Source organism: Kocuria sp. (genome assembly GCF_030538595.1).
GTDB lineage: Bacteria > Actinomycetota > Actinomycetes > Actinomycetales > Micrococcaceae > Kocuria.
This window is the reverse complement of record NZ_JAUNTS010000001.1, coordinates 155,314-172,092: the sequence shown is the minus strand read 5'-3', so window position 1 is coordinate 172,092 and position 16,779 is coordinate 155,314. Positions and strand designations below refer to the sequence as shown.

Below are 16,779 nucleotides of genomic sequence, written 5' to 3'. Positions count from 1 at the left end.
TGGAGTATGACTGAAACACTGAATCAAGAATCCTCCAACGTTGCCCTGGTCCGCCGTCTCTATGAATCCGGGATGGCTCCGGAAGTAGTGGCGGAAGTGATGGCCGAGGACCTGGTTTTTGACATCACGCCGGGCTTTCCTTTCGGCGGCGTCTACAACGGATGGCCTGATGTTGCGGAGAACTTTTTTGGCAGGATCATGCCCGAACTGGCAAGTTATGGTCCCGTGACGCACGCATTCCACGGCTCGGAGGACCACGTTTTTGTATCCGGGCACTATCACGCTGTTTCCCATGCAGGTCAGACTGCCGATATCCGGTTCACTCATGACTGGACGATCAAGGACGGGAAATTGGCTCAGCTGATTCAAAGCGCGGACAGTCATGTGCTGCAACAGCTGATCGCCTGATCCAGTATGCACTTGCCCCGGATTTCAGAGGAGACCGTCAGCCGGGGAAACCACTTCAATGAGGGAATCAAAAACACCATGCCGAGTATTCTTTTTGTGATCAGTGCTGCCGATCATTGGACATTGGCCGATGGCACCCGACAACCCGTAGGCTATTGGGCCGAGGAGGCACTTGGTCCGTATCAGGCTTACAAGGAAGCTGGATATCGGATTGCGGTGGCCACACCGGGGGGCCGTGTGCCCACCGCTGACCCCATGAGTCTGACGCCAGATTTCAACGGAGGTGAAGAGAAGGGGCTGCCGCAATGCGGAAAGCCCTGGAGGAGGCCACGGAGCTGCGCGCACCCATGGCCATTGAAGATGTCCGGATTGAGGATTATGAGGCCGTTTTCTACCCGGGTGGCTGGGCCCCCATGGAAGATCTGCCCACCAATGCCGAATCGACTCACCTCTTGGAGCAGTGGTTGGCGACCGGAAAGCCCATTTCTTTGGTCTGCCACGGGCCGGCCGCTTTGCTGGCCACGATTGACGACGACGGCAACTCTCCCTTCCAGGGATACCGCTTGACCGGGTTGTCCAATGCGGAAGAAATCCAAAATGGTCTGGCTGACCGGGCGCGCTGGCTGCTACAGGATCGCTTGATTGATGACTTGAAGGCAGACTATGTGGAAGTCGATCCCTTTGAGCCGCACGTGGAAATTGATCGGACCCTGTTCACCGGTCAAAACCCGGGCTCAGCCACGCCATTGGCCCACGCTGTGCTGAACGCGCTCCGCTGAGCAAGGCTCGCCATCTCAGAATGTGGGGGCGTTCCCAGACCTTCGGGTAGGGGAGTGTCCCCGCAAGTGAGAGCGGGGACAAACTGTGCAATCATGCGGCATGATGGCGAGTATGGAGCGTAGTCAGTCACCATCAATGACCCAGCCGGACAGTAATTCGCGGAAACCGGCGCACTCTGTGGGCGAGTTCTTGCGCGCTCGCCGTGGCCAACTGCATTCCGCAGATGTGGGCCTCATGGGCAACGTGGGCGGGCGGCGTCGTGTTCCGGGGTTACGCCGCCAAGAAGTGGCGGAACTGGCTGCGATCAGTGTGGACTATTACACCCGGCTTGAACAGGGACGTATCAAGGCATCTCCCAATGTTCTGGCCTCCTTGATTCGCGCTTTGCAACTCAATGAAGCGCAGGCTAGCTATCTCACGGAGCTGGTGGCCCGGGAACATGGTTATCCGGAGGTTTCCGAGTCCTCCACACCTGATCCAGTGCAGGTGGGGCTGGTCCAAGAACTTCTTGCTGACATGCCAATCACTCCGGCATTTGCAATTGGCCCACGCACCGAAATCCTGGCGTGGAACTCCCTGGCAGCTGCCATGATCACCGACTTTGGGCAAATTCCAGCCCACCAGCGCTACTTCATCCGTCTTCTCATCACAGATCCGGCCATGCGTGCGCTCTACGCGGATTGGCCAGAGGTCACCCGGATGGCGGTGGAGCAAATGCGGCGCCACAACGCATTACATCCACGGGATGCCACGATCAATGGTCTGGTTGCCGAGTTGGTGGAGCGCGATCCTGATTTTCGTACGTGGTGGGAGAGTCATCAAGTGGACAGTCGAACCTCCGGGCGTAAACATCTGAGGCATCCCTGTGTGGGGGACTTGCACTTGAACTGGAATGCCCTGACCTGGAACGCCGACCCTTCCATCCACATCATCACCTGGTCCGCGCAGGCCGATACAGAGAGTCGGAGCCGACTCGAACAACTCGCCGCGCTGAGCTGATCTGGGAAGCTGTGCCCTGACCACGGCAGTAAACCAACACACCAAGAACATGAGGATTCAACATGAAAATTGCCGTACTGGGAACCGGAATGGTGGGCCGCACGTTGGCCGCCGCATCCTGCGCGATTTTGGCTGGACGGAAGATTCCGTGATTGATCTTGACGGTATTCGTGGGGTCCGGGGGCACGGAGACGTACATGGTTTTGTACTTCACCATGGTTTCGGTGACCGGTAATTTTGAAATCAACATGCAGGTCCATCAGGCTGGGCAGGTCTGATCACCTGAGCGACTGCTGAAGGGTGGGGCCGCCGTGCTGGCATTGGAAATGGTGGTGGCGATTGGGCTGACCATTGTGCTTGGCAGCCTGCTGGCGCGGTGGCTCAAAATCCCCCAACCGGTGGTGCTGGTGCTGGCCGGATGTTGCCTGGCATTGATCCCGGCGCTTGACGGCACGGGACTGCCACCGGAACTGGTCCTCATGCTCTTTTTGCCTGCCCTGTTGTACTGGGAGAGCCTCACCACCTCCCTGCGTGAGGTCCGCCGATTCATCCGTGGGGTGCTGCTGACCGGCGTGGTGCTGGTGATCATCACAGCCCTGAGCATTGCCCTGGTTCTCAACTGGATGGGGGTGGACTGGAGCGTGGCACTGCTGATCGGCGCCGCTCTTGCCCCAACAGATGCCACCGCGGTGGCGGCCTTTGGTCGGGGGCTGGGGCGGCGCCCGCGGGTTGTGTTGGAAGCCGAAAGTCTGATCAACGACGGCACGGCGTTGGTGCTCTACGCTCTGGCCCTGGGGTTGGTCACGGGGACGGCAGACACCGGGGCGCTGCCCATAGCCGGGCAGTTCGGGATTTCCTTTGGCGGTGGCCTGGTGATCGGTGTGGCGATTGGCCTCCTGTTCTGGCAGGCACGGCGTCGGATTCCCGACCCGGTTTTGGCCAACGCTGCGGCGATCGTGGCACCGTTTCTGGCCTATCTACTGGCGGAACAAGTGGGCGCCTCCGGGGTGCTCGCCGTCGTTGCTTGCGGACTGCTGACGGCACGATTTGCGCCAACCTTTGTCACCGCAGAAGCCCGGCAGCAAGGTGCGGGCTTCTGGGCCATGACCACCTTTCTGCTCAATGGTGCCCTGTTTGTTTTGGTGGGTCTGCAATTGCCCAGTACGGTGGCGGGGCTGTCCACGGATACCGTGGGGCACGCGATCCTGCTGGTGATTGCCGCCTACGCCACCATGATGCTCACGCGTTTTGTATTTTTGGTGTCCAGCGCTTACATCATTCGGCTTGTGGACCGGCGCCCCTATCAACGCACTTTGCGTGTCACCAACAAGGCCCGGCTGATCAGCACGGTGGCGGGTTTCCGCGGCGGGATCTCGCTGGCCATGGCTTTGGCGGTGCCTGCCACCGTGGCTGCTGGAGGGTTTGCCTCACGTGATTTGGTGATCTTTGTGACCGGGTTGGTGGTTGTGCTCACCTTGGTGATTCAAGGTTTTGCCTTGCCGCGTGTGATCCGCTGGGCTGATCTTCCCCAGGACCGCTCCGAGGCTGAGGAGATTCACCTTGCCCAGGACGTTGCCTGCCAAAAGGTTTTGGACGAACTCCCTGAGATGGCACGTGAACGGGGTATTTCGGATGACATCACCCAGGTGATTGTGGAGGAGTTCAGGCGCGTTCAGGAAAACCTGCGAGCGTTGGACGGATCGCTTGAGCCATCCGCCCCAGGTGCTCAGGTTCAGGCGCAGCAACTCATCAGTCTGCGTTTGGCAGCCATTGACCTGGAGCGCAGCGCGGTGGTCAAGCTGCGCGACGACGGCGTGATTGATGACCCCGTATTGCAAACGCTCCAGGCCCGGTTTGACGCCGATGAACTGCGTTTTCAGGCAGCCCAATCCGATTGAGCTCAGTAGGCCTCCGTGGAGGGGGTTGATGAATTGGTCTCTGATGACGGTCCGTGACGGGGAATCCGGGGTGGTTTTCCACAGTTTGGTGGGTCCAGGTTCCGTTCGCGGGGTGGCGGTGTTTAGGGTCGAATCACGTTCGCCCTGGTGAGTGCGCTCGGTGGCTCTGCCCCGCGTGGTCTTGCCCGGGATTGAGTCTTGTGATCAGGGGGCTGGTTATGGTACGTGGTGGGGTTGTGCTGGGGTTTTCCGCAGTGGTGTTCACGGTCGGGGTGCTCACCGGCTGCGGTGACACCAACGACGACGCCGGTGGTGATCCTTCGGCTACCTCCACCTCTGCTTCGGGGTCTGGTAGTGGCTCTGCCTCTGCTTCTGGTGGTGAATATGTGGAGGCTTCTGCTGAGGGCCCTGCCCAGAACGTTCCCGAGCCCACCAAACCGGCTCTGGCGGATGAGGAGTCCGTTGAGGGTGCACAGGCGTTTTTGGATTACCTGTCGGATGCTCGGGCTTACGCCCAACAGACCGGTGATACCTCTCTGGCGCGGGAAGTGACCGCCAAGGAGTGCCAATCCTGTATGAATTTGTACGACACCATCGACGATCTATATGAAGCTGGCGGTTGGGCATCGAGAGGATATGAGAAAGTCACCGTCATTAGTAAAGAGTTGCCGGTGGATTCGTACGGTTTCTACGCACCCGAGGTCAGTGTGGATGCAGAAGACATCACCGCCTGGGGGCCAGGTGGAGAAGTCGTTCAAGAAGTCAGCGGCGAGGAATCCAGCGATGAAAGTCTTGCCATGCATCTCGCTTATCTAGACGGTGAGTGGACGTACATCACCGGAGCACCGGTCGGTTGATAATGATGTCGCTCAAGTTTCTAATTATGACCATCAGCATTTTCGCTATCATTTCTATACCTTCAGCGGCTAATGCGAACGATTTCGGTCTGACGGGGGAAGGTTTCGCGGACCGATACACAAGTCCTAAGACGAGTGCGCAGGCTGATGGCGGGTCTGTGATCGTGCGGGGATCTGACTCTCGTCCTGGGACACCATCCTCACCAGATTCCTCTGGTGCAGAGACCGGCTCCATGGCCATCGAGATCGCCCCGGGGGTCATGGCATCCCAGGAAAGCAGCGGCAGCGGACAGGAACTCTCCTTGGAACAGTACGAAACCACCCTGGTGCAATTCGCCACCCAAGTCCGAGCAGAGGAAGGCGAGAGCTCCGGTGTTCTCAGTGCCCTCCCAGACGCTGGCTCTGGCCAGTACGCCGTGGTCGACACCTGCGCAGACGCCCCGGACCAAGCAGCATGCCAAGAACAAGAGTCCTGCACCATGGAAGATGGTTCCACCGGGCAGAACTACTACGTCGAGGTCGATCAAGGATCAAACACCCAACGGGTCTCCCGGCCCCTGTGCCTACCTACCGGTGAAGTCCCGGAATCAGGGTCCATGCCCCTCCCCGTCTTCACCGTGCAAGACCTACAACGCTTGGACATCGCCGCAGCGGTATCAGTGGTGGAACCGGCCCCACACACCTTGATCAACTACAACACCAACGTCTACGCAGAAGCCACAGCCCAGGAATTCACCACCACCCTGGCCGGATACCCCGTCACCGTACGCGTCTACCCCATCGAGTACGCCTGGGACTACGGTGACGGCACTGCTTTTGGTCCCAGCCCGCTGTCGGGGTACCCGTTGGATGAAGACCAGTGGGACACCCCCACTGATACCAGTCACCGGTACACCGAGACCGGGGATGTGCAGGTCACCCTGACCACTGTCTTTGAAGGTGAGTACTCCGTGGCCGGTGGTCCCTGGCTGGCGGTGGAGGGTACCTCCACGGTGACCAGCACCCCGGTGGAGCTCTCCGTATGGCGGGCCAAGGTACGTAACTATGCTGATGACTGCATCCAAAACCCTCACGGCGCCGGCTGCTGAAACCACACCCACCAACCTGCCCCGCAGTAGAAGTACGAGTTGAACTCCCCGGAGGGCAGCGACGACTTCAAGGTCACAGCTTCCCTGACCTGGGTCATGCGAATTCTGGTCCCGGAGCCGCCCCGCCTCTCTCGATGTGTAGCGAGGGCCAGCTCCCCAAATCCTGGAGAAGCTGTCGGTCATGACTGGCCACAACCACGGCGCAGCTGGTGTTCTCAAGAGCCTCGGTGAGGTCGTCGACCAGGCTCGCAGAGAGGTGATTGGTTGGTTCATCAAGGATGAGCAAGTCGGGTTGTGTGGCTAGGCACAGGGCCAGGTGGAGGCGCCGTTGCTGTCCCTGAGACAGGCGAGACACCGGAGTGCGCCACGTGGGTCCTTGCAGGAGACCGGTCTGCGCCGCAGAAATTTGTTCCTGCGACGGTGACGGGATGGATGCCAGGTGTCGTTCGTAGACCTGATGAGCCGTGAGGTCCGGAGACCAATCGGGCACTTCTTGGGACAGATAGGCGATCCGGGCAGACCGCTGGACGTGGCAGACCCCGGTGGTGGGGCAAAGCTGCCCGGCCAGCACCGCGAGCAAGGTGGACTTGCCGGTGCCGTTGTCTCCGGTCACGAGCAACCGGTCACCGGTCTGGAGGGAAACATCAATCGGAGACACCAAACGGCTTTCCACGGTGACGGCATCGCAGGCAAGCACCGGACGTCCGGCCGGGACTCCCGGATCAGGCCACCGTAGGCGCGTCGGCGGTTCAGGGACCGTGATCGCGTGCGCCTCCAGTGCCTCCTGTCGGCGGTTGAAGGTTTGGACCACGCTGCCTGCTCGGGTCGCCCGCTGATGTTTGCCGTGGCCTTTCTCCGGTCGCCAGCCGGACTGAAGCCGCCCTCTGGCGTCTTCCGCAGCTTGGGTCAGGCGTGCCATTTCGGCGACTTGATCGGAATAGTCCTGCTCCCAACGTGCCCGGGTGCGACGTCGTCCCTCGATCCAGGTGTCATAGCCTCCTGAGTATTGGCGGGGTAGGCCGTCCTCGCTGGGGTCTAGGTCCAAGAAGCTGCTTGCCACGTCGCGTAACAACGCGCGATCATGGCTCACCAGGGCGAACCCACCGGCGCGGGATCGTAGGTTCTCGGTCAGGAACGCCAGACTTTGCGCGTCTAGATGGTTGGTGGGCTCATCCAGCAGCAACAGGTCTGTGCTGGACCCCAGTACGCAGGCCAGGCGAACCCGATAACGCTGACCCACTGACAACGTGGACAGCCGGCGGCCCCGATCTGTGCAGGCGTCCAGGCCCGCCAGCGCCACATCCACCCGCCGCTGGGCGTCCCATGCGTCCAGTGTGGTTGCCAGCTCCAGTGACTCGGTATACGCCTCTTCCGCACCCGCACGCCCCTCCGCGAGTGCTGCCGTGGCACTGTCGAGCCGTTCCAGCGCCAAGATGGAGTCACTGATTGCGGTATCAATCAATTGGCCGACGGTCTCATCAGCTAGAACGTCCAATGCCTGCTCCACCAGCGCGAAAGTACCAACCCGGCTGACCGTGCCAGAATCCGGTTCTCGCAGGGAGGCCAGAACGTGAAGGAGGGTGGTCTTACCCCTTCCGTTCTCACCGACGATGGCCAGGCGTGATCCTGCCGATACGACGACGTCCACACCCTGGAGAACGTGGTGCTCACCTAATGTGACGCTGATGTCTTCGGCTCGAATATGGGCGGAGGTACCTGCGGGGAGTCCACCCGAAAATGGGGAATGTTTACGGTATGAGTTTTGCACTGTGCTCTCTTCGGCTCGTCTGAGAAGCCGGGCAGCACAAGATTCAGCCGCCCGACAGGGTCAGGACGGCGAACAGAGGATGAGTTCTAAAAGTCGACTCTGCCGCCGTCAGCGGCGAGTCCACAGTTTCATCGAGGCAATACCAAACATGCCGATCAGCCTAACATCCCGGCGTCGAGCACATTTCAAACCCGGGCTCGGCAGTGAGCGCCGAAGCACGGCCAGAATAGAACTGAGTCCTATCAATGACCCGAGGTTGATCATGCGGACCACACGACAGTTGAGCATCACGCTTCCCAACGACATGGCCGATGCTCTGCGTGAAAAGGTGCGATCTGGTGCCTACGCCAGTGAGAGCGAGGTCATCCGTGACGGTCTGCGCGCACTGTTCGTTCGAGACCAAGCAGTTGAAGCGTGGCTACGCGAGGAAGTCGCTGCCTCCTACGATGCGCTGGTGGCCGATCCGAACGATGTCGCAAACGCTGATGATGTTCGTGTGCAGATTGCGGCAAGGCATGCCACACGCCGGTGAACGGCTACAGCGTCGTGTTCCGGCTCGAAGCTATCAAGCAGCCTGAACACATGGCGTCCCACACAAAACAGACGCGGCGCGTGTTGCCCCTAGTGGGAAGGGTGGAGCTAAGGGGAATCGAACCCCTGGCCTCGTCATTGCGAACGACGCGCTCTACCAACTGAGCTATAGCCCCGCGCTTGGGCATTCGGCCCGTGGCGACGCCGTTCATGCTACGCCCGTCCCGTGACCGCCACCAACCGACAGCCATCAACCACCGTGCACCCCGCGCGGCACCGAGTCCCCGCGCGCCACTACGCTGAATCCCATGGACCAGGTAGCCGATTCCCCCGATCGCCCAGAGCACTCAGACGTACCGGATGTACCCACCCTCCGCGTGGGGTATGAGACCGGCATGATGCCCGCCAAATGGTTCGACCGTTGGCGTGACCGCATCCCAGGTGCCCGCTTGGTTGAGACGGAATTGACGCCGACCACCTGGTCGGAACACATCGGGGGCACACAGGATGTGGCCCTGATCCGCCTGCCCGCCCACCCCAAGCCGGGGAGCCAGGACTTGGCGGGGCTACGCGGACACTATCGAGCGATCCCCGCTTACCAGGAACTTCAGGTGGCGGTCCTCCCCGCGGATCACGAACTCACTCTCCTGGATGAACTGACCATCGCCGACCTCACGGATGAACGCCTGGTCCATGAACTCACGGACCTCCCCGAATACCGCGCGTCACCCACCGGCGCCGGCACGGACGACGACGGCGCACCCCTCCCGCCCCTTGAAGCGCGCAGTTATGAGGATGTCATCGAATATGTCGCAGCCGGCATCGGCCTGGCAGTGGTGCCCATGTCCATCGCACGGTTCTTCCACCGTAAGGACCTCACTTACCGGGCGGTCACGGACGTGCCGGGGATCGACGTCGTCGTCGTGTGGCCGCAGGACTTGCCGGAGGAAACTGAAGCCATGGTGCAAGACCTGGTGGGAGTGGTGCGGGGGAGGAAAAAAGACAGCTCGCGCGGCCAGGCTACCGCCGTGGTGGCTGGGGAAGCCCCGGCTGAGCGGATGGAGAGCAAAAGCAAACCCAAGCAGCCCAAGGCCAAAGCGGGCACCACCAAACTGAAACCGGGGGCGACGGCAACTCGGACGGCAAAGGGCACCAGCCGGGGCGATCAGCTCAAGGGCAAGCGCCTGGCCGGTGGTAAGCAACGCCGCGGAGGCAAACCGGGGTCAAAGCCTGGCGGTAAACCAGGCCGTCCCAGCACCCGCGGCGGTGGTGGGCGCAAACGGGGTTGAGGTCCCGGTGGCGAGATCATGGGGGAGGTAGTGATTCAGGGGGAAATCGTGACGTCCCCCATGATCTGAACCCACGCCACAGCGGTTCGACCGAATCGAGCCTGTGGATAACCCCGATCGGCCGGTGAGAAGTCTCTACGGTCGGGACATGACGCTTCAACGGGCAATCCCCAGGTACCGGCAACCCCGGGTCGCCACTGCCAGCGAGTGGAACATGACACGCTGGCAACTCGAACGTGACCCCACCATGATCTGGTTGCCGGCGGGGTACTGGATGCGTTGCCCAAGAGGTATGGACCCCAACAACGTGGAGCCATGGGAACTGGCAGCTGTTTTGCAGCCGCGATTCGGCCCCCGGGTTGCCGTGGCCCACGCCTCCGCAGCGCACGTGTGGAAGATTCCGCTGTCTCAGGGCATGGAGTGGGTGGATCAACTCCTGGGTGAACCCATCAGGCCCAGGGAAGTCCTCCCAGGGCCGCACTTTGCCTACGCGGGTAGTCGGCGGAATCAATCCAGCCGAACCTTTGTGATGCACAAGAGTCTGGGGCTGCCGTTCACATCAGGACCGTGGGACATTCAGGTCACCCACCCGGTGGAAACCCTTGTCTCCATGCACCACCATCTGATGGGGTGGCGCGGGGTGGCGGCCATGGACCATGTGCTTTCCACCGGGCTGGAATACCTTGGCGGGCCGGGATGTGCCACGCCGGAAGAGGTGGCAGGGATCTTGGATCAGCTGCCGCACGGTACTCGCGGGCTGGCGCGGACGCGGCGAGCATTGGAGTTGGCCGTGCCGAACGTCTGGTCTCCCATGGAAACAGTCCTCCGATTGCTGCTGGTTCACCTGGGATTCCCGGTTCCGGAAACCAACACCGTTCTTGAACTGCCCAGTGGCCGCCGCGCCATTATTGACCTGACCTGGGCGGCCAAGAAGGTGGGGGTGGAATACAACGGTGAGATCCACTACCGGGACCGCAAGGCCTATGGGGACGAAATGTACCGACTGCACCAGTTGCAGGACATGGGGTGGAAAATTCGCCTGGTGGTGGCGGAGGACTTGAGGGACCCTTACCGGCGGGCGCAGTTGGTGCGGTGGCTGGCGGAAGCGCTCAGCGTCTGACGTGGTTGAGATCATGGGGGAGGTAGCGATTCAGGCCCGAATCGCTACCTCCCCCCATGATCTCGGCTCAGGTCCCCGAGCTCGGAGACGACGACGGCGCGCTTCCTCCGCGCAGATCCGTTGCCGAACCGTCGCGCACCACCGTTTGGTTGACCAACGGAACGGACAAACCGTGCTCATCCAGCATCTTCTTGACCCGCACGCGCATGACTCGACTCACGGCCCACTGCTGAGAGGGCGCGGTCTTGACCGCCACGCGCACCGTGACTGATTCGCCGGTCAGGGACTCCACGCCCCAAACTTCCGGGGCGGCCAGCACAAACTCACCCACCGTGGGGTCTTCCTTGAGATCAGAAAGAGTTTCCTTCAAGAGGGTGGTCATGGAGTCCAGGTCCGCGTCATACGGCAGCGGCACATCCAGTACAGCCCGCGCCCAGCCCTGGGAGGAGTTGCCCACTCGCAGAATCTCACCGTTGCGCACGTGCCACAGGGTGCCCTGAACATCGCGGACCTGAGTCACACGTAGCCCCACATCCTCCACTGTGCCGGAGGCTTCCCCAAGGTCCACCACATCGCCAATGCCCAGTTGATCCTCAGCCACCATGAAAATCCCGGAGAGATAGTCCTTGACCAGGGACTGAGCCCCAAAGGACAGGGCCACACCGGCTATACCGGCGGAAGCGATCACCGGGGCAATGTTGAAGCCAAGTTCAGAAATGATCATGAGCAGGGCAATGGCCCAAATGGCCAAAGTGGCCACAGAAGCCAGCACCGAGCCCACGGTTCGGGCGCGTTGAGCTTGACGTTGCCGCGCCAATCCGGCGTCCTCCACCCATTTGGCTTTGCCCGAATCCAGTTTACGAATCACCCGGGAGCGCGTCCCACGCTCGATCCCGCGCACCAGTCGGTGGATAATCAAACGGATCGCAGCGGATGCCACCCCCGCAATCACTATGATCAGCAGGACCCTTGCGGGGACTCCCAGCCAGAACTCCCAGGTAGCCACATTCGGCATGGTTGTGCTCGCATTCGCCAATAAATCCATGGGCCTCACGGTAGTGAGCTCACCTCAACATCAACTTAGTATCGACCGAACGACGGCGCAGACCACCCTGCTGGTACTGCCAAGACTCTCAAGGAGCCCCGTGCATACCTCACTGATCCCCGCCGCTGTTCAAGCTCAAAGTGCTTCCGAAGAGTCCGGGCTGACCGGTATTGCCGGTTGGGCCGTTGACATCATGGAGGCCATTGGTGCCCCAGGTGCAGGACTGTTGGTGGCCCTGGAGAACCTGTTTCCGCCATTGCCGTCGGAGATCATTCTCCCACTGGCCGGGTTCACTGCAGCGCAGGGTGGTTTCACCTTGTGGGAGGCCCTGTTCTGGACCACGTTGGGTTCCATTGTGGGTGCCATTGCGCTCTACTGGTTGGGTGCGGCCCTGGGGCGCCGCCGCTTGTATCTGATTGTGGACAAGATGCCTCTGGTGGACATTCACGATGTTGAACGTACCGAAGACTGGTTTGACAAGTACGGTCCCTACACCATCTTTTTTGGCCGGATGGTTCCTCTGTTCCGTTCCTTGATCTCCATTCCGGCGGGCATTGAACGGATGCACTTTGGCCTGTTTGTGGGTCTCAGCTTGGTGGGTTCTTTGATCTGGAACACCATTTTTGTGCTGGCCGGCTGGTTCCTGGGCTCCCAGTGGCATATTGCGGAACAGTACGCGGGCACCTTCTCCAACATTGTGTACGTCCTGGTCATTGCCTTTGTGGTGTGGTGGGTGACCAAACGCATCATCCGTAACCGGCGGGGTCTTGCCGACGGCGTTCGGAAGGAAACTGTGGATGAGGTTCTGGCCAGGCGGGATCAGACGATCGCAGCTCATGCCCAAGAGGTTGCGGAGCGCAAGGCGGCGCGGCGGCGCGGTTGATCAGAGCCAGTCTTTGCGTTTGAAGACAACGTAGAGCACCACGGCAACGGCCAGCATGAGGACCAGGGAGTAGGCATACCCGTACTCCCAACTCAACTCCGGCATTCGCTCAAAGTTCATGCCGTAGATGGAGCCCACCATGGATGGAGCAAACAGGATGGCAGCCCAGGCAGAAATCTTCTTGGTCTGTTCGTTCAGCTCCATGGCGGCGTCATTCTGGCGGGCGGCCGTCAGAGTGGCGTCCAACTGCATGGCGTCGTTGAGTTGGGCGCGGAAAGACTCCACCCGGGAATTGACCACCAGAACGTGGTCGCGGACATCGCGCAGCATGTGTTGCAGCTCCTGGTCCGTGTGCCACTTCTTGAACCCGGCCTCAAACTGATCCGCCAGCAGGGTCAGCGGAGCCACCGCACGGTGAAAGATGTTGACCTGTCTGGCGAGTTCGTAAATGCGCTGGGAAACATCCGTGGCATCGGCGAACAGGCTGTCTTCGATTTGATCAATGTCGTCCTCAACAGCTTCCAGGATGGGAAAATAATCGTCCACCACCTGGTCAATCAGCGCGTACAGAACGGCCTCCGGCCCACGGGCCAGCAGCTCCGGTTCACGCTCCACGCGGTTGCGTACTTTGCCAACACCTGCCGTTTCAGCGTGCCGGATGGTGATCACAAAATTGGGGCCGGTGAACACATGAATTTCGCCCAGCCTGATCGCTTCATCGGCATCGTGATAGGAGGCCGGGCGCAAAACTGTGAACAGGGTCTTGCCGTAGCGCTCTGCTTTGGGGCGCTGGTGCGCCAGCACGGTGTCCTCGATGGCCAGATCGTGCAGCCCAAATTGCTCTTTGATCGCCATGATTTCGTGCTTGCCCGGGCGGTAAAGACCGATCCACGCCAGCGCGCTGTGTTCGTGGTGATGATCTGCTTCCGTGCAGGGGGTGTGTGGCGCCACGTAACAGTCCGCATCAGGCGGAGGCAGCTGATCCAGCTCGGCCAGCAGCTTGAAAGTCTCCTCCAGGGACTCGGGGGAGGCAACACGGTTTCCGGCTTTGTACACGGCGTTGTCAACAATGCTCACCACACCATTATCTGCCCACCGCGGGCCAGTATTTGCACACTACGGGCCAGTACCTGCACATCATCGGTCAGCACTTGCACATGACGGGCCAGGGACCATGCCGTGGCCGTTGGGGTTGCGTGGCGTTGGCCTGCCTACACTGAATGCCATGTCCACACAGCAGCCAGCCCAGCCCGCATCATCCTGGTCAGCCTCCACTCCAGCTGCGGTGCGCACTCCCATGGACACTCGTGCAGGTGCGTATGCGGTGATCGTGGATCAAGGCCACGTCCTGTTGACCCGCTGGGTGCCGCGCATCCCCACACTGCAACCCTCCTGGACCTTGCCCGGTGGCGGTATGGAATTGGGGGAACAACCGGCGCAAACCGCTGTGCGGGAGGTCCGGGAGGAAACCGGTTACACGGTGGAATTGCAAGAACTGCTGGGTGTGAGCAGTTTCTACATTGAACCGGAGCTGCGGCAGTCACCGTCAACGGTTGCTCTCCACGCTTTGCGCGTGGTCTACCGGGCCACGGTCACCGGGGGCACCCTCACCCCGGAAGTTGATGGTTCTTCCGACGACGCCCGTTGGTTCCCCCTGGAATCGCTCAGCGATCATCCAACCTTGGATCTGGTGCGCGTCGGTCTGGAACTGGCCGGGGTGTCAACCGAAACTCCTGCAGCTGAGGGAGTGAACGCATGAGACGCCGGGACGTGACCCGCGCAGCCGCGCTGACCTCCGCCGTGCTGCTGCTGAGTGCCTGCGGCGATTCCGGCAGCCCGGACCCCCAGCCGACGGGAAGTGACGGCGAGACGGTGAGCAGCGTCGTCGTTGGTGTGGGGCCCACCGACCAGAGCCGCACTGTGGCGCAGGTCTGGGCTCTGGCCTTGGAAGATGCGGGCGTGCAGGTGGAGGTCCGTGAGGTTGACGGTGGCCGTGCCGGTTATCTGCAAGCGGTTCAAGACGGGGAGATCGACGTTTACCCCGATTACACCGGTGATCTCTACTTGCAGCTGCGTGGCACTGAATCAAGCACGCCGTCCCCCACACAGGAGGCCACGGCCTCTGCGAATCCGGGCAGTTTTGTGGATTCGTTGGCCAATTTGCTGGGGCAGGGGCAGCAGGGGGTGACGGACAACGACGTCGAATCGGCCTTGGCTGAGCAACTGCCCACCGGCGTGCAGATGCTCAATCCGGCTCCCGCGGAGAACAAGAGGATTCTGGCGGTGACTTCTGCAACTCAGGCCAAACTGTCCGTGAACAGCCTCAGCGAACTGTCCCAGTACTGTTCCGATCTCACGTTCGGTGCGCTGGTGGGGGAGGACCAGGCTGCGGTCACCGCTGCGGCCGTGGAACAGACCTATTCCTGCACTCCCAAGGACGTGAAGGACTTTGCTTCCCAGGAGGAGGTGACTCAGGCGCTGCTGGACGGCCAGATTGATGTGGCCGGTCTGCTCTCAGCCACACCGGAGGTGGGGGACAACTCCCTGAAGGCCCTGGACGACAACCGGGATGCCCTGGTCCCGGAGCGGGTGATTCCCATAGCGGATCAAAACCTTCCGGACGCAGCTGGGCAGGAGATCAATGGGATTTCCAGCGACCTGGACACGGATGCCCTGATTCTGCTGACCCGCATGACCACCGCATCCACCCCCTATTCGCCGGAGGATGCCGCAGCTTATTGGTACGGGACCGTGCGTCCCTGAGTGCATGTGTTCGGGTGATGGGGGAACGGGGCACGGCCTGTGCGGGGGTATCGTGACTGCATGCCAAAGAAGTTCACGCAGTCAGAAAAACTTGCCAACGTTCGCTATGACGTCCGGGGTCCGGTCCTGGAACAGGCGGAAAAGATGGAAGATGCGGGGCACCGCATCTTGCGCCTGAACATTGGCAACCCCGCGCCCTTCGGATTTGAAGCCCCGGACGCGGTGCTGGTGGACATGATCAAGAATCTGCCCACAGCTCAGGGCTATTCGGATTCTCGCGGCATTTACTCTGCGCGCACCGCCGTGGTGCAGTACTACCAAACCAAGGGCATCATGAACCTGGATGTGAATGACGTCTACCTGGGCAATGGTGTTTCCGAACTGATCACCCTGTCCCTGCAAGCTCTGTGCAATCCCGGCGATGAAATCCTGGTCCCGTCTCCGGACTACCCGCTGTGGACCGGAGCCACCACACTGTCCGGTGGTACGGCGGTGCACTATCTCTGCGATGAAGCGGATGGCTGGAACCCAGACCTGGAGGACCTCCGTTCCAAGATCACCGAACGCACCCGCGGCATTGTGGTGATCAATCCCAACAACCCCACGGGTGCCGTGTATTCACGCGAAACGTTGCAGGGAATCGTGGACATTGCCAAGGAACACGAACTGGTGGTGTTCTCCGATGAGATCTACGAAAAGATCACGTACGACGACGCCCACATGATCAATTTGGCCACTCTGACGGGGGAGGACGTGTTGTGTCTGACGTTCTCCGGTTTGTCCAAGGCTTACCGCGTGGCGGGGTACCGCGCCGGCTGGTTGGCCATCACCGGACCGAATTGGAAGGCTGAGTCCTACTTGGAGGGCATCAAATTACTGGCCAACATGCGGATGTGCGCCAACGTGCCGGCCCAGCACGCCATTCAGACGGCGCTGGGTGGGTATCAGTCCATCAATGACCTGATCCTGCCCGGAGGGCGGTTGAAGGCTCAGCGGGATCTTGCGTATGAACGTCTCAATGAGATTGACGGTGTGACCTGTCAACCGGCTGACGGTGCCTTGTACCTGTTCCCCAAACTGGACGTGGAGAAGTTCAACATCACAGACGATGAACGCTTTGCCCTGGACTTGTTGAAGGAGCAGAAAATCCTGATCAGCCACGGTTCGGCATTCAATTACGACGCCCCGGATCACTTCCGGCTGGTGTTCCTGCCGTCCGTGGAGCAGTTGAGTACGGCGCTGGATCGGATCGAGGAGTTCCTGGGTGGGTATCACCAGGTGAACTGAATCGGGACCTGCGAACTTGAGCATGGGAAATGCGCCCCAGACTGATCTGAGGCGCATTTTCCA

At 60.8% G+C, this 16,779-nt stretch carries 16 protein-coding genes and 1 tRNA gene; 13 read left to right on the top strand and 4 right to left on the bottom strand.

Translation table 11 applies throughout. The features are described 5' to 3' along the window. The first annotated feature begins 6 nt into the window (after positions 1-6). The 6 genes from Q4G32_RS00825 to Q4G32_RS00800 all read left to right on the top strand — a co-directional run bounded on the left by Q4G32_RS00825 (position 7) and on the right by Q4G32_RS00800 (position 6,030). Complete coding sequence (locus Q4G32_RS00825) at positions 7-408, top strand: nuclear transport factor 2 family protein (RefSeq protein WP_303348515.1); 402 nt, start codon at positions 7-9, stop codon at positions 406-408. A 305-nt stretch (positions 409-713) separates the two neighbouring features. Next, entirely contained in the window at positions 714-1,187 is a 474-nt protein-coding gene (locus tag Q4G32_RS00820) for a type 1 glutamine amidotransferase domain-containing protein (RefSeq protein ID WP_303348513.1), read from the top strand. Positions 1,188-1,323: 136 nt separating this feature from the next. Next, positions 1,324-2,187 (top strand): helix-turn-helix domain-containing protein, encoded by an 864-nt coding sequence (locus Q4G32_RS00815; protein WP_303348511.1) that lies wholly within the window; start codon positions 1,324-1,326, stop codon positions 2,185-2,187. A 311-nt stretch (positions 2,188-2,498) separates the two neighbouring features. Next, the gene (locus Q4G32_RS00810) at positions 2,499-4,085 is read left to right on the top strand and encodes a Na+/H+ antiporter (protein WP_303348510.1); all 1,587 of its coding nucleotides are present in this window, start codon (positions 2,499-2,501) and stop codon (positions 4,083-4,085) included. 218 nt (positions 4,086-4,303) lie between these two features. Continuing rightward, positions 4,304-4,942, top strand: a complete 639-nt coding sequence (locus tag Q4G32_RS00805) for a DUF6318 family protein (protein ID WP_303348509.1) — start codon at positions 4,304-4,306, stop codon at positions 4,940-4,942. Positions 4,943-5,175: 233 nt separating this feature from the next. Further along, positions 5,176-6,030 (top strand): hypothetical protein, encoded by an 855-nt coding sequence (locus Q4G32_RS00800; RefSeq protein WP_303348508.1) that lies wholly within the window; start codon positions 5,176-5,178, stop codon positions 6,028-6,030. A 94-nt stretch (positions 6,031-6,124) separates the two neighbouring features. Here the strand turns inward: Q4G32_RS00800 and Q4G32_RS00795 are convergent, their stop codons facing one another. Next, a complete protein-coding gene (locus Q4G32_RS00795; protein WP_303348506.1) occupies positions 6,125-7,798 on the bottom strand; it encodes an ABC-F family ATP-binding cassette domain-containing protein in 1,674 nt (557 codons plus the stop codon). 262 nt (positions 7,799-8,060) lie between these two features. Between Q4G32_RS00795 and Q4G32_RS00790 the strand changes: the two genes are divergently transcribed. After that, complete coding sequence (locus tag Q4G32_RS00790; protein ID WP_303348504.1) at positions 8,061-8,330, top strand: ribbon-helix-helix domain-containing protein; 270 nt, start codon at positions 8,061-8,063, stop codon at positions 8,328-8,330. A 102-nt stretch (positions 8,331-8,432) separates the two neighbouring features. Here Q4G32_RS00790 and Q4G32_RS00785 read toward each other — a convergent pair. Next, positions 8,433-8,505: transfer RNA gene (locus Q4G32_RS00785), tRNA-Ala, on the bottom strand. A 132-nt stretch (positions 8,506-8,637) separates the two neighbouring features. Between Q4G32_RS00785 and Q4G32_RS00780 the strand changes: the two genes are divergently transcribed. Together Q4G32_RS00780 and Q4G32_RS00775 are read left to right on the top strand one after the other, a co-directional pair. Next, complete coding sequence (locus Q4G32_RS00780; protein WP_303348502.1) at positions 8,638-9,618, top strand: LysR substrate-binding domain-containing protein; 981 nt, start codon at positions 8,638-8,640, stop codon at positions 9,616-9,618. Between the two features lie 214 nt (positions 9,619-9,832). Continuing rightward, complete coding sequence (locus Q4G32_RS00775; protein WP_303348500.1) at positions 9,833-10,738, top strand: hypothetical protein; 906 nt, start codon at positions 9,833-9,835, stop codon at positions 10,736-10,738. A gap of 67 nt (positions 10,739-10,805) precedes the next feature. Here the strand turns inward: Q4G32_RS00775 and Q4G32_RS00770 are convergent, their stop codons facing one another. Further along, the gene (locus Q4G32_RS00770) at positions 10,806-11,783 is read right to left on the bottom strand and encodes a mechanosensitive ion channel family protein (RefSeq protein ID WP_303348498.1); all 978 of its coding nucleotides are present in this window, start codon (positions 11,781-11,783) and stop codon (positions 10,806-10,808) included. Between the two features lie 100 nt (positions 11,784-11,883). On the opposite strand from Q4G32_RS00770, the gene Q4G32_RS00765 reads away from it, so the two are divergent. Next, complete coding sequence (locus tag Q4G32_RS00765; RefSeq protein ID WP_368660343.1) at positions 11,884-12,666, top strand: DedA family protein; 783 nt, start codon at positions 11,884-11,886, stop codon at positions 12,664-12,666. On the opposite strand, the gene Q4G32_RS00760 is transcribed toward Q4G32_RS00765, so the two are convergent. Further along, positions 12,667-13,743 carry a magnesium and cobalt transport protein CorA gene (locus Q4G32_RS00760; RefSeq protein WP_303348496.1) on the bottom strand — a complete coding sequence of 359 codons (1,077 nt, stop codon included), beginning with the start codon at positions 13,741-13,743 and terminating at the stop codon, positions 12,667-12,669. A 148-nt stretch (positions 13,744-13,891) separates the two neighbouring features. Here Q4G32_RS00760 and Q4G32_RS00755 point away from each other — a divergent pair, with 148 nt between their 5' ends. Genes Q4G32_RS00755 through Q4G32_RS00745 form a run of 3 tightly spaced genes read left to right on the top strand, consistent with a single transcriptional unit; the run spans position 13,892 to position 16,716 of the window. Continuing rightward, the gene (locus Q4G32_RS00755) at positions 13,892-14,425 is read left to right on the top strand and encodes an NUDIX hydrolase (protein WP_303348495.1); all 534 of its coding nucleotides are present in this window, start codon (positions 13,892-13,894) and stop codon (positions 14,423-14,425) included. After that, on the top strand, positions 14,422-15,429 hold the full coding sequence (locus Q4G32_RS00750; RefSeq protein ID WP_303348494.1) for a glycine betaine ABC transporter substrate-binding protein: 1,008 nt from the start codon (positions 14,422-14,424) through the stop codon (positions 15,427-15,429). The genes Q4G32_RS00755 and Q4G32_RS00750 overlap by 4 nt, the downstream gene beginning before the upstream one ends. A gap of 60 nt (positions 15,430-15,489) precedes the next feature. After that, positions 15,490-16,716, top strand: a complete 1,227-nt coding sequence (locus Q4G32_RS00745; protein WP_303348491.1) for a pyridoxal phosphate-dependent aminotransferase — start codon at positions 15,490-15,492, stop codon at positions 16,714-16,716. Positions 16,717-16,779 lie beyond the last annotated feature (63 nt).